Origin of the sequence: Streptomyces sp. TBY4 (assembly GCF_024213195.1) — a bacterium.
GTDB lineage: Bacteria > Actinomycetota > Actinomycetes > Streptomycetales > Streptomycetaceae > Streptomyces.
In genome coordinates this window covers 602,854-614,383 of sequence record NZ_JANAVF010000002.1, presented here as the reverse complement: position 1 = coordinate 614,383, position 11,530 = coordinate 602,854, and the positions used below count along the sequence as shown (strand labels likewise).

13 protein-coding genes are annotated in these 11,530 nt (G+C 70.9%); 3 read left to right on the top strand and 10 right to left on the bottom strand.

What is annotated here, in order from left to right; translation table 11 throughout:
• Window positions 1–13: 13 nt before the first annotated feature.
• The gene (locus tag NLX94_RS07115) at window positions 14–1,303 is read right to left on the bottom strand and encodes a sugar ABC transporter substrate-binding protein (protein ID WP_254381725.1); all 1,290 of its coding nucleotides are present in this window, start codon (window positions 1,301–1,303) and stop codon (window positions 14–16) included.
• Window positions 1,304–1,550: 247 nt separating this feature from the next.
• Here NLX94_RS07115 and NLX94_RS07110 point away from each other — a divergent pair, with 247 nt between their 5' ends.
• Both NLX94_RS07110 and NLX94_RS07105 read left to right on the top strand, forming a co-directional pair.
• Window positions 1,551–2,624, top strand: a complete 1,074-nt coding sequence (locus NLX94_RS07110) for a LacI family DNA-binding transcriptional regulator (protein ID WP_254381886.1) — start codon at window positions 1,551–1,553, stop codon at window positions 2,622–2,624.
• Between the two features lie 376 nt (window positions 2,625–3,000).
• Window positions 3,001–4,326, top strand: coding sequence for a peptide MFS transporter (locus NLX94_RS07105; protein ID WP_302168856.1), 1,326 nt, complete (start codon window positions 3,001–3,003; stop codon window positions 4,324–4,326).
• 34 nt (window positions 4,327–4,360) lie between these two features.
• Here the strand turns inward: NLX94_RS07105 and NLX94_RS07100 are convergent, their stop codons facing one another.
• From NLX94_RS07100 to NLX94_RS07090, 3 genes are all read right to left on the bottom strand, one after another.
• On the bottom strand, window positions 4,361–5,044 hold the full coding sequence (locus tag NLX94_RS07100; protein ID WP_254381723.1) for a pyridoxamine 5'-phosphate oxidase family protein: 684 nt from the start codon (window positions 5,042–5,044) through the stop codon (window positions 4,361–4,363).
• A 195-nt stretch (window positions 5,045–5,239) separates the two neighbouring features.
• Entirely contained in the window at window positions 5,240–5,602 is a 363-nt protein-coding gene (locus tag NLX94_RS07095; protein ID WP_254381722.1) for an SsgA family sporulation/cell division regulator, read from the bottom strand.
• A 41-nt stretch (window positions 5,603–5,643) separates the two neighbouring features.
• Window positions 5,644–6,264 carry a hypothetical protein gene (locus NLX94_RS07090; RefSeq protein WP_254381721.1) on the bottom strand — a complete coding sequence of 207 codons (621 nt, stop codon included), beginning with the start codon at window positions 6,262–6,264 and terminating at the stop codon, window positions 5,644–5,646.
• On the opposite strand from NLX94_RS07090, the gene NLX94_RS07085 reads away from it, so the two are divergent.
• A complete protein-coding gene (locus NLX94_RS07085) occupies window positions 6,248–6,457 on the top strand; it encodes a LuxR C-terminal-related transcriptional regulator (protein ID WP_254381720.1) in 210 nt (69 codons plus the stop codon). The two genes, NLX94_RS07090 and NLX94_RS07085, sit on opposite strands and share 17 nt — an antisense overlap.
• Window positions 6,458–6,461: 4 nt before the next feature.
• Here NLX94_RS07085 and NLX94_RS07080 read toward each other — a convergent pair whose 3' ends face one another.
• From NLX94_RS07080 to NLX94_RS07055, 6 genes are all read right to left on the bottom strand, one after another.
• Window positions 6,462–7,244 (bottom strand): alpha/beta fold hydrolase, encoded by a 783-nt coding sequence (locus NLX94_RS07080; RefSeq protein ID WP_254381719.1) that lies wholly within the window; start codon window positions 7,242–7,244, stop codon window positions 6,462–6,464.
• Between the two features lie 47 nt (window positions 7,245–7,291).
• The gene (locus tag NLX94_RS07075) at window positions 7,292–7,621 is read right to left on the bottom strand and encodes a hypothetical protein (RefSeq protein ID WP_254381718.1); all 330 of its coding nucleotides are present in this window, start codon (window positions 7,619–7,621) and stop codon (window positions 7,292–7,294) included.
• Between the two features lie 231 nt (window positions 7,622–7,852).
• Window positions 7,853–8,197: a PKD domain-containing protein gene (locus tag NLX94_RS38845; RefSeq protein WP_374683911.1), complete on the bottom strand. Its 345-nt coding sequence runs from the start codon at window positions 8,195–8,197 to the stop codon at window positions 7,853–7,855.
• Window positions 8,198–8,496: 299 nt separating this feature from the next.
• Window positions 8,497–9,054, bottom strand: a complete 558-nt coding sequence (locus tag NLX94_RS07065; RefSeq protein WP_254381717.1) for a YceI family protein — start codon at window positions 9,052–9,054, stop codon at window positions 8,497–8,499.
• Window positions 9,055–9,167: 113 nt separating this feature from the next.
• The gene (locus tag NLX94_RS07060) at window positions 9,168–11,003 is read right to left on the bottom strand and encodes a glycoside hydrolase family 15 protein (protein ID WP_254381716.1); all 1,836 of its coding nucleotides are present in this window, start codon (window positions 11,001–11,003) and stop codon (window positions 9,168–9,170) included.
• 66 nt (window positions 11,004–11,069) lie between these two features.
• Window positions 11,070–11,495, bottom strand: a complete 426-nt coding sequence (locus NLX94_RS07055) for an ester cyclase (protein WP_254381715.1) — start codon at window positions 11,493–11,495, stop codon at window positions 11,070–11,072.
• Window positions 11,496–11,530 lie beyond the last annotated feature (35 nt).

Below are 11,530 nucleotides of genomic sequence, written 5' to 3'. Positions count from 1 at the left end.
AAGCCTCGCCGGGTCAGTGCTGCTGGAGGAGCTTGTCCATCTGGGCGACGGCGCTGTCCAGGGCCTCCTTGGGGGTGGCCTTGTCCTGGAAGCACTTGGCGATCTCGTTGCGCAGGATCGTCTTCATCTCGTCGCTGAACAGCACCGGCGTGTAGTTGACGGCGGTCGGCAGCATCTTGGCCGAGGCAACGCGGATCTTGCCCTCTTCGGTGCCGTCCTCCTTGGCCCAGTAGTCCTTGTCCAGGGAGCCCTTGGTGGAGGGGAAGACGGCGACCTTGTGGCCGAAGTCCTCCTGGTTCTTCTGGTTGGTGACGAAGTGGGCGAAGGCCACGGCGGTGGCGGCGTTCTTGCTCTTGGCGTTGACCGCGAGCCCCTGCAGGTACATGTTCTGCTTGCCGGTGTTGGTCGGCACGTCGGTGATGCCGAGGCTCTCGTACAGCGAGGGGGCTTCCGACTTGAACCTCTCGAGGTCGTGGGCGCTGCCCGGGTTCATGGCGATCTCCTGCTGGAGGAACTTGGTTCCCGTGGAGTCGTCCTTGAGCGTCAGGGTCTGCTTGTGCAGACCGCCCTCCTTGTACAACTCCTTGTAGCGGGTCAGGAGTTCTACGCCCTTCTCGCTGTTCAGCGTGAACTTCTCGCCCTTCTCGTCCATCGCCTCGACGCCGTAGCGGCCGAAGTCCTCCACGGTCGGCGGCTGGCCGAGCGTGGCCTTGCCGCCGGCGGCGAGCTGCTTGGCGCTCGCGAACAGTTCATCGAAGGTCTTCGGCGGCTTCTCGGGGTCGAGGCCCGCGTCCTTGAACATCGCCTTGTTGTAGAAGAGCGGGCCGCTGTTCAGGTACCAGGGGAAGGCGTACGCGCCGTCCATGCCCGGCATCTCGTAGCCGGCCCAGGCCCCTTCGAGGTACTCGTCCTTGAACTTCCCGGCGGTCTCGTCCTTGTCGAGGTTCATGAGGACCCCGGCCTTGGCGAGCGGGAACGCGAGGTCCGGGGAGAGGTTGACGACGTCGGGGAGGGATCCTGCGGAGGCGTCGGCGCTCAGCTTGTCCGCGTAGTTGTCGGCGGGCTGGTCGACCCAGGTGACCTTGGCGCCGGGGTTCTCCTTCTCGAACTCGGCTATCAGGCCCTCGAAATGGTCCTTGAACTTCGCCCGGAGGTTCCACGTCTGGAACTTGATCTCACCGTCGGCCTTTCCCGAGGTCGACGACCCCGCACCGCCCCCGCCGCAAGCGGTGAGCATGGTCAGGGAAAGGGCGGCTCCGACGCCGACAACGGTCCGGATCGCGGACTTGCGATTCAGGGACATGAGTGACTGACTCCTTCGCCTCATACAGGACGCCATCGTCCGTGACATTGCTCGACACCCTGCACCAGAGTTTCTCCGCACGTCAACGCCAGATAAGTGCCTGATTGAAGCAAAACCGCAGGTCAGAGCCACTAAAGAGGACTAACGACCTGATTTGTGCGGGACTAACTAATGCGCTTTATTTTCGCCTGGCTAAACCGCGTTAGTTTCACCCTCCGCCGGATACGATCACGGGGTGAGCCAGACGATGCGCAACAGCGGCGGCGCGGCTCCGCGCCGCCCGACCATGAAGGACGTCGCCAGGGAGGCGGGGGTCTCCGTCAGCGCCGCCTCCTTCGCTCTCAACGACCGCCCGGGCGTCTCCGACGCCACCCGCCGCCGGGTGGTCCGCGTCGCCGACCGGCTGGGCTGGCGCCCCAGTTCGGCGGCCCGCGCCCTGTCCGGCGACCGGTCCGGCGCCGTCGGACTGGCACTGGCCCGCCCCGCCGACAGCCTCGGCATCGAGGCCTTCCTGCTCCAGCTCGTGTCCGGCATCCAGGCCACCCTGGCCCCGCGCCACCACGCGCTGGTGTTCCAGATGGTCGGCGACGTCCGGGCCGAGTGCGAGCTGTACCGGCGCTGGTGGGCGGAGGGCCGGGTCGACGGGGTGATCGTGGTCGACCCCAGGGTCAGCGACCCGCGCCCCGAGGCCCTCGCCGTGCTCGGCCTCCCCGCCGTGGTCGTCGGCGGGATGGAGGCCCCGCGCTCGGCGGGCACTCCCCCGCTGACGGCCCACGCCAAGCTGTCCAACCTCTGGGCGGACGACGTGGGTGCGATGGACCTGATCGTCCGCCACCTCCACGGGCTCGGGCACCTCCGCATCGCCCACATAGCCGGCACCCCCGGCTTCGCCCACACCGCCCGCCGCATCGCCTCGCTGCGCTCCACCGCCCGCCACCTCGGCCTGGAGCACGCCGTCTCGGTCACCTCCGACTTCACCGACCGCCAGGGCGCGCGGGCGGCCCGGCTGCTGCTCTCGGCACCCGCTCCGCCCACCGCCCTCATCTGCGACAACGAGGTCATCGCAATGGCGGCGCTGAGCGTGGCCGCGGAGCTCGGGCTGCGGATCCCCGGCGACCTGTCCGTCGTCTCCTGGGAGGACTCGGCCCTGCGCCGCAGCCTCCCGGTCCGGCTCACCTCACTGGTCAGGAAGCCCGACGAGTTCGGTCACCGCGCGGCCCTGGAACTGCTCGCCCTCCTCGACGGCGACGCACCCCGCCAGATCCAGGACCCCCCGCCCGTACTCCAGGCACGCGGCTCGACCGCAGCCCCGCCCGCCTAGGGCCTGTCGTCAAAATCCCGAGAGCGCGTGCCGGGCGCCGCGCGGCAGACGGGATTTTGACGACAGGCCCTAGGGGAAGTCCGCTCGGCCCGGGACCCGTAGGACGAAGGGAGGAGCCGAAAGGGGTGCGGGACGGGCCGAAGGACCCGGGGTCCATTTGGTATCTGATTGGTACAACTGGACCGAGAGGCCGGTGCGTACCCCGCCTGGGCCGGTGACCGGATACCCCCGAAAGGCTGGAGCTCCACCATGTCGACGTCGACGTCCACCGAGCCGAGGACGGAGGTGATCGCAGGGAACCGAACCCGCAAGGGTCTGCTGCCGCTCTGTCTGAGCGAGGCGGCGGAGCGGTTCTCCTTAGCGGTCCTTCTACGGAATGCGGGCGGTGCTCGCACTCTTCCTGATCGACGGCTCCAACGGCCTCGGGATGTCGAAGACCACGGCGGTGGGCCTGGTCGGGGCCTACCTGTCCGCCTGCTACCTCACCGCCCTGCCCGGCGGCTGGATCGCCGACCGGCTGATCGGCGCCCGTAGGGCCGCCCTCGCCGGCGGCTGCGCCATCCTGGCCGGCCACATCGTGCTCGCCCTGGAGGCCGGAACGGCCGGCGTGTATGCGGGGCTCGTCCTGATCGCGGTCGGTACGGGCCTGCAGAAGCCCAACATGACCGCCATGGTCGGCACGTTGTACACGGACCACACGGACCAGGAGCGGGACTCCGCCTACAGCCGGTTCTACGCCAGCGTCAACGCCGGCGGACTGGTCGCCACCCTGCTGGTCGGCTGGCTCGGGCTCCGCTTCGGGTGGAGCGTCGCCTTCGGCGCCGCCGTCGTCGCCATGGCCTTCAGCCTGGTCGTGTTCTGGTTCTCGGGCAGCCTGCGCGAGACGGGCAACCGGCCCGGCCGCCCGCTGAGCCCCGCCGAGGCGCACTCGGTGGCCGTGCGCGTGGTGTGGACCATCGCCGGGGTCCTCGTGGTCGGCCCCGGACTCTGGACGGCCGGCCTGCTGACCCTCCCCCACGTCCTCACCGCGTTCGCCGTCCTGACCGTGATCGTGCCCACCGTCTGCATCGGCAGGCTGCTGCGCCGCAGGGATCTCGACGAGCGCGGCCGCGCGGGTCTGCGCGCCTACGCCGGCCTCTTCGCGGCGGCCGTGGCCTTCTTCTGCATCCTCGACCTGGCCGGATCCAGCGTGCAGCTGTTCGCCGCGGACCACGTGGACATGATGGGGCTGCCCGTCACCTGGCAGGCCGCGCTCAACCCGGTCATGACCATCGCCTTCGCCGGGGTCCTCGCCGCCGTCTGGCGCAGGGTGAAGGTCTCGGCCCCGGCCAAGTTCTCCACCGGACTCGTCCTCGGCGGCATGTCGTTCCTCCTGCTCGCCCTCGCGGCGTCCAGGGCCACGGGCAGCGTGCACGTCTCGCTGCTCTGGCTGGTGGGACTGTACGTACTGCTGAGCGCCGGCGAGCTGATCCTCGCGCCGACCGGACTGTCCATCAGCCACAAACTGGCACCGGCCGGTACGGGATCGCAGCTCGTGGGGCTGTTCTTCCTGGCGGTGGCCGCGGGCGATGCCATCGGCAGCCAGGTCGCCACCCACCTGACCGGAGCCGTGCTCTACGTGGCACTGGGCGGCTTCGCGGTCGTCGCCGGACTCGCCATGACCGCGGCCACCCCGAAACTCCGCCTCCTCACCGGGGACTGAGCCCCGGCCGGGGCGCGCCGCTCCGCCGGGGGGCTCAGAGGTCCTGGCGGAAGCGGTGGACGGTGGGGTCGTAGGCCGGGGCGGGGAACCGGCCCGCGGTGATGGTGTCGGGAACGGGGGCGCCGGGGGTGGTCGTGAGCGGGATCCACCCGGCCCACGCCTCGACCTCGTCGTCCTTCGGTTCGTCGCGGGCGAATCCGGCGCGGACCTTGATGGAGAACTCGGTGATGGGCATCGTCATGATGGCCGTGTACTCGGCCTCCTGGACGGAGGGGCGGCGTGCCGCGTTGGCTCCGCTCATGCGGCCGGGCACGACGCTTTCGACGACGCGGGCGAGGGCCTCGGCCCGCTCGGCCGCGTCCTCGACGGGGGTGGCGGTTCCGAAGACCATGACGGAGCGGTAGGCCGCGGAGTGATGGGAGGCGGCCCGGCCCAGGATCACACCGTCGACGAGGGTCGCCGTGACGCAGATCGGCGCTCCGGAGGACACGGTCTTCACGAACCGCCCGTGGGCCGAGCCGTGCAGGATCAGCTGGTCCCCCTCACGCGTGTGGAGGGAGGGAATGACGAAGGGGCCGTCCTCGGTGGTGAATCCGACGTGGACGTGGAGGGCCTCGTCGAGGATCGCGTAGGCGTCCGCGCGGTCGTAGGTGACGCGCTCGGGGTAGCGGTACGCGGTGGTGCGGTCGGTCTGCGGCGCCGGTCGGGGGGTGTTCACGGGGGTGCCTCCAGGAGGGAAGAGAGAAGGCCGGCCGCGAGGACGGCGCCCAACGGATGGGCCGGCGGCACGGGACGGCGCAGGGAGATCATTCTCAATATCCGGCCATATCGCCACTTTGGGCGCATTTCGGAGTGTCGTCCTGTCGCCCGGACGCGCTGCCCCCACGCCGAGGCCATAGGGACGGCCCTGGCGTCAGCGGAGGAGCTGCCTCAACTTCTCGTCCATGTCGAAGTGGCGGGCTTCGGACCCCCGGGGTACGTGGTCCGTCATCCGGCGGCACCAGAGGTCGACGTCGCTCTCGGCCACGGCGAGGAGGCACTCGCCGTCGGGAGAGGAGAGGGCGATGCAGATCCGGCGGTCGGTACCGTCCTCCTCGTCAGGCCAGACGAAGACGTCCCCTTCGCCGGCGAACGCCGTGCGGCCGTCCAGGAGCAGGTCGCGGGCGAACACCCAGCTACGGAGCGGAGTTCGCCCGTGGAAGAAGGTCATCGACACTTCGAAGGGGCTGTCGCTCCGGTAGCCGACCCGCGCCGACAACCGGGTCCTCGCGTCCATGCCCTCCAGCATCACGGCCCATCTCGCCTGCACACACCCGCTCACGCGGTCACGGGACGGATCGGGTTCCGGTCCCCGGCGGGAGCGGCGGTGGAGTGGCTTGCCGTACCTTCTCCCGGCTCCGGACCGGTGGACGCGGGCGGCTCCGGCCTCGGCGCGGGGGGCACGACGGGCATGGACGGTGTGGCGGGCGCGGCGGAGCGCTGTCGTTCCCGGACCAGGGCCAGGTGCGACGGGGTGACCTGCACCTCCGGCGCCGCCGGCCGGCGGGCCGCGTCCTGGGACTGGGACTGCGGCTGGGCCGTGTGCAGGGCCCGTACCGCCTCCACGGCCGCCGCGTCGGCCGCCCACCGCTGGCGTTCCGCCACCGCGCGCTCCTCCTCCGCGGCCGCGGCCCGACGGACGGCGGCGTCGTGTGCGGCGACGGCCGCCTCGAGGGAGGCCTCCGCACGGGCGGTGCGCAGGCCCGCCTGGGTCTCGGCCTCGTACAGGTGGGCCAGCCGGCCGATGAGCTCCTCGACCCGGAGGACCGCCTCGTCGAGCAGGGCGCGGGTCTCTTCCAGGGCCTGTCTGTAGCCGCTTCCGCCTCCCGGCTTCGCGTGCGGGTCGGACTCCGCCGCCGGACCGGCCCCCGGACCGCCGGCGGTGGAGAGCCTGAGCACCCAGCAGCGCCAGCTCCTGCGCCACCTCGTCGCCGGGATGTCCAATGCCGGGATAGCGCGGTCGATGCACCTGTCCGAGGGAACCGTGAAGGCCTACGTGTCACGGCTGATGTCCGTCCTGAAGGTCGACAACCGCACCCAGGCGGCGATCCTCGGCCACCAGGCGGGCCTGACCTCGGCCGGAGAACCGTAGGCGGTCAGTCCGAGCGCTCCACGCGCACGAGCCATTCGGTGAGGAGGGCGCGCAGGAGGTCCGGTTGCTCGTGGGGCAGGGCGTGTCCGGCGTCGTCGACCACCGCGAGCGAGGCGTGCGGATAGTGGTCGGCGAGGTCGCGAGCGGCGGCGTACCCCACCACCGAGTCCAGCCTCCCCGCCACGACGACGGTCGGACCCGCATAGGGCGGCCCCTGATCGGGGGCGAGCTCCCACCGCCCGCCGATGCGCTCGAGCGCCGCCTCGTCGACGAGCGCGGCGGACGGGGCGACGTGACGTTCGTACCGTTCGAGCATCTCCGGTGTGTGGATCACGAAGTAGCTCCGGAACACCTCGTCACCGATCTCGCCCGGCCCGGCGACGACGACACGGTGCTCCGGAACCTCCCGCAGTCCCGGCAGCAGGGGACAGACGAGCGCCAGACCGGCGACCCGGGCCGGGCGCCTCGCGGCCATCGCCCGCGCGTAGTAGGCGCCCGCCGAGTGACCGACGAGCAGGTACGCACTCCCGCCGGTCACCTCGTCGGCGAAGTCGAGCAGCGTGCCGAGGACGTCGTCGGCGCTGCGCAGCGTCTCCGGAGCGCTCGTCCGGCCCATGCCGGGAAGGTCGGGATAGATCCGCCTCAGCCCCGCGACGCCACCGAGGGCCGGCTCGAAGCAGGCCTCGGCCTCACGGTGGTCGACGCCGGCGCCGTGGAGCACCAGCACGGCCCGGCCGGTCCCGTGCTCCACGTAGTGGACCTCCGTCGGGCCCACTCTGATCTCCATCCCGGCATGCTAGCGGCGGGGTCCGCGCCGCGCTGCGCCTTCGCTGATCAGTCGCACCGGCCGCAGAGGTACTCGCGGGGCAGGGAGGACCGGGGGTTGGCCACCCCCGGCACGGGGGCCCACCGGCCGCGGTGCGCCCGGTGCGAGGGCGGACCGTACGGGGACTGCCAGGCCGGCCGGTCGCTCCGGACCGGGAGGCCCAGCTCGTGGCGCCGTAGCACCGGCCCCGGAAGCAGCACCGCCGCCGGCCCGGGCACGTGGCCGCCGGCGTGCAGCAGCTTCAGGAGCTCGGGCCGTACGGCGAGCTTGATGGCGTCCCCGCACCGGCGGAGGACGATCGGCAGACAGGTGGGAGCGACCACCCAGGTTGTGGACATAGAAATACACCGGTTCCAGTGAGAAGACCGCAGCGAAAAGGAGCACGGCGCACAGGTGCGACGCGCGACGGTTCAGCGCTCGGGGGATCTCACTTGGTGTACAACGGCGCGTCCTTACCAGCGGCGACTACGGGCGGGAGCACGGTAACAGCCGTGGGGATCACGGCTCCACCGATTTCCGGCACATGGCGAGCACCGGTTTCGGGCCGGCGCGCTGCTGGTGGACCTGCGTCAGGAGGCGGCGCAGATGGTCAGGTAGGTCTGCTTGGTGCAGGCGATGGTCGCCGGGGTGGTGCCGGTGGCGCCCTTGGCGTCGGTGACCGTCAGCTTGGCCGTGTACGTGGCGGTAGCGGCCGGGTAGGTGTGACTGGGCTTGAGCTCGGTGCCGGTGGTGCCGTCCCCGAAGTCCCATCGGTAGGTGAGGCCGGAGCCGGTGGAGAGGCCGGCGTCGAGGGTGCAGGTCCTGCCGGTGTTGTCGCAGGCGCCGGTGAAGGTGGCGTCGGGGCCGCCGGTGCCACCCGCGGGGAAGAGCGCCGGGTCGTGGAGGTCCAGGAGCGGCCGGGTCGGCGGCGGCACCGCTCTTCAGCACGACGACGTACCGGCCTCCTCCGTCGACCGCCGCTGCGCCGTCCTGAGCCGCGGCCGGAACCGTACCCAACGCCGCGCCGACTGCCAGCGCGAGGCCCGCGGATATCGCGAACCGCTTCATGTTTCCTCCTGGTGGGGGTGGGGATGTGGGCCAGACAGTAGGGCCCACAGCACCGCGGCAGTACGCCGGAAAACCGACACTGCCGCTGTTCCGACACCAGGAGGAAGGGGAGATCGCGCCGGACCGGCCGTGGCCGGCCGATCGGCGGGGCGGGCAGCGCGGGGCCTCAGGCCTGCTTGATCGCGGAGATGTCGAACTCCAGGACGACCTTGTCGCCGACCAGGACGCCGCCGCCTTCGAGGGCCGCGTTCCAGGTGACGCCGAAGTCCTTGCGGGAGATGCTCACCGAACCCTCCAGTCCCACGCGGAGGTTGCCGTAGGGGTCGACGGCGTTGCCCGTGTACTCGAAGTCGATGGCGACGGGGCGGGTGGTGTCCTTGATGGTCAGGTCGCCGGTGACCCGGTACTCGGTGCCGGAGAGCGGCTCGACCTTGGTGGTGCGGAAGGTCAGCTCCGGGAAGTTGGGAGCGTCCAGGAAGTCGTTGGTGCGCAGGTGCTGGTCGCGCTGTTCGACGCCGGTGTCGATGCTGTCGGCCTTGATCGACACCTGGGCGGTGGAACGGGCCGGATCAGCGCCGTCGAGGTGGGCGGTGCCCTCGAACTGGTGGAACGCACCGCGGACCTTGGTCACCATGGCGTGGCGGGCGATGAAGCCGATCCGGGTGTGGGCGGGGTCGAGGACGTAGTCCCCGGTGAGCTCGGCGAGGGCGGGACTCGTGGTCAAGGTGTCTCCGTAGGGCCTGGATCCGCGCGGCGGTCCGCACCGGATCATTCCGGACCCACGCTAGAGCTCCGCCCCTCCCGGGACCGGCTCGACGCACGGAAGAGCGGCCTGCGTCAGCCCAGTGCGCGGTCGAGGTTGAAAGCGGCGCTGATCAGGGAGAGGTGGGTGAAGGCCTGGGGGAAGTTGCCCAGTTGTTCACCGGTCGGGCCGATCTCCTCCGCGAAGAGGCCGAGGTGGTTGGCGTAGGTGAGCATCTTCTCGAAGGCGAGCCTGGCCTCCTCCAGCCGGCCGGCGCGGGCCAGCGCCTCCACGTACCAGAAGGAGCAGATCGAGAAGGTCCCCTCGGGACCGTGCAGCCCGTCCGGGCTGGCGAGAGGGTCGTAGCGGTACACGAGCGAGTCGGAGACGAGGTCCGCCGTGAGCGCGTCCAGGGTGGAGAGCCACTTGGGGTCGGTGGGCGAGACGAACTTGGCCATCGGCATCATCAGCAGCGAGGCGTCCAGCACGTGGCCGTCCAGCCCCTGGACGAACGCCCCCCGCTCGGACGACCATCCGCGTCGCATGATCTGCCGGTAGATGGCGTCGCGGGACTCCCGCCAGCGGGTCAGGTCCGCCGGCAGACCGCGGCGGTTCGCCATGCGGATCGCCCGCTCCAGCGCCACCCAGCACATCAGGCGCGAGTACACGAAGTTCTGCCGGCCCGCCCGGGTCTCCCACACCCCCTCGTCGGGCTGGTCCCAGTGCGCGCAGACCCAGTCGACCACGGCACCGACCTCGTCCCAGCGGTCGCTGCTGATCGGCTGCCCCCATTTGTCGTAGAGGTAGACGGAGTCGATCAGCGCACCGTAGATGTCCAGCTGGAGCTGGCCGGTGGCGGCGTTGCCCACCCGGACGGGTGTGGAGCCGAGGTATCCCTCCAGGTGCGGGAGCTCGTGTTCGGGCAGGTCGGTGCGCCCGTCGATGCCGTACATGATCTGCAGGGGACCGCTCTCCCCCGTGCCCCGCAGGACGCCCCGATCGGAGATGAACCCCATGAAGGCCTCGGCCTCCGAGGTGAACCCCAGGCGCAGCATCGCGTAGACGCAGAAGGCGGCGTCGCGGACCCAGACGTAGCGGTAGTCCCAGTTGCGCTCGCCGCCGATCTGCTCGGGCAGGCTGGTGGTGGGTGCGGCGACGATCGCCCCGGTCGGCGCGTAGGTGAGCAGCTTCAGCAGGAGTGCGGAGCGGTTCACCATCTCCCGCCACCGCCCGTGGTACTGCGAGCCGGCCAGCCACTGGCGCCAGAACCGGACGGTGGCGTCGGCCTGCTCCTGGGCCTCGGCGCGCGGGCACGACCGGGGCGGGACGTCGTCGCCGATCTGGTCGAGGGCGAACACGTTGGACTCGCCCTCGAGGAGTTTGAAGTGGCTCCACACGTCCAGGCCGTCGGTTTCCAGGGGTGCGGTGGCGGTCAGCGCGAGGGTCAGCGACGGGGAGCGGAACACGGCCGTGCGGCCGTCGAGGTGGGTGGTGTGCGCTTCGGCGCCGTAGCCGAAGCGGGGGGCGATCCGCGCCCTGAACGGAAGGGTTCCGCGGACGCAGATCACCCGCCGGATCAGCCGGTGCCGGGCCGCCTCGCGCGACGCGTCGACCACGGGCATGAAGTCCTGGATCTCCGCCACCCCGTCGGCGGCGAAGAACCGCGTGATCAGCACGTTCGTGTCGGGGAAGTAGAACTGCCGGGTACGGGTCGGGACCTCGGCGGCCAGCTCGAACGAGCCGCCCCGGTCGGCGTCGAGGATGGCCCCGAAGACGCTGGGCGCATCGAAGCGCGGACAGCAGTACCAGTCGATGGTGCCGTTCGTGCCGACCAGCGCGGCCGTACGGAGATCTCCGATCAGGCCGTGCTCGGAGATCGGGATGTAGCGGCAGCCGTCCCCCTGCCCGAAGCCGGCCGAGTCGAACGCCATACTTCATGCTAGACCGCTGCGCGGGGCGGGGGCCCGGCGAAGCCGCGGCAGGCGGGCCGGCGGGGTTCAGTGCCCGGCGGCGGGCGAGATCTGGCCCATGAGGCTGATCATGTCCGGGGCGACCCACTCCTCGGCGATCTTGTCCCCCTGAATGCGGTAGACCTCGATGCTGCCGAAGCCGACCCGCCGCCCCGTGGGCTCGATCTGCTGGAACGCGCCCTGGTGCGTTCCCTCGAAGTGGACCAGCACCGTCACCTTGTCGCCGACACCGAAGATGTCCCGGACGTCGATCCTCAGGTCGGGGAAGGCCTCCTTCATCGCCTGCGTGCCCAGGCGCCAGACGTCACGGCCGACCAGCGGCACGGGGCTGCCCGGAACGTGGGCGATGAAGTCCTCCGTCAGCATCCGCTCCGCCGAGTCGAGGTCTCCGCTCTCCACCGCCCGGTACGCGGTGCGCAGCAGGGTCATGTTCTTCTCGGGCGAGCTGGTCATCTCGATGTCCTCTCCGGGGGCCGTCCTGCGAGCCA

What these genes read in the sequence shown, in the direction of transcription:
- NLX94_RS07110 (WP_254381886.1), top strand. Translation starts at nt 1,551, where the DNA reads ATGCGCAACAGCGGCGGCGCGGCTCCGCGCCGCCCGACCATGAAGGAC.
- NLX94_RS07055 (WP_254381715.1), bottom strand. Translation starts at nt 11,495, where the DNA reads ATGACCAGCTCGCCCGAGAAGAACATGACCCTGCTGCGCACCGCGTAC.
- NLX94_RS07080 (WP_254381719.1), bottom strand. Translation starts at nt 7,244, where the DNA reads ATGGAGATCAGAGTGGGCCCGACGGAGGTCCACTACGTGGAGCACGGG.
- NLX94_RS07095 (WP_254381722.1), bottom strand. Translation starts at nt 5,602, where the DNA reads ATGGACGCGAGGACCCGGTTGTCGGCGCGGGTCGGCTACCGGAGCGAC.
- NLX94_RS07115 (WP_254381725.1), bottom strand. Translation starts at nt 1,303, where the DNA reads ATGTCCCTGAATCGCAAGTCCGCGATCCGGACCGTTGTCGGCGTCGGA.
- NLX94_RS07105 (WP_302168856.1), top strand. Translation starts at nt 3,001, where the DNA reads ATGCGGGCGGTGCTCGCACTCTTCCTGATCGACGGCTCCAACGGCCTC.
- NLX94_RS07075 (WP_254381718.1), bottom strand. Translation starts at nt 7,621, where the DNA reads ATGTCCACAACCTGGGTGGTCGCTCCCACCTGTCTGCCGATCGTCCTC.
- NLX94_RS07060 (WP_254381716.1), bottom strand. Translation starts at nt 11,003, where the DNA reads ATGGCGTTCGACTCGGCCGGCTTCGGGCAGGGGGACGGCTGCCGCTAC.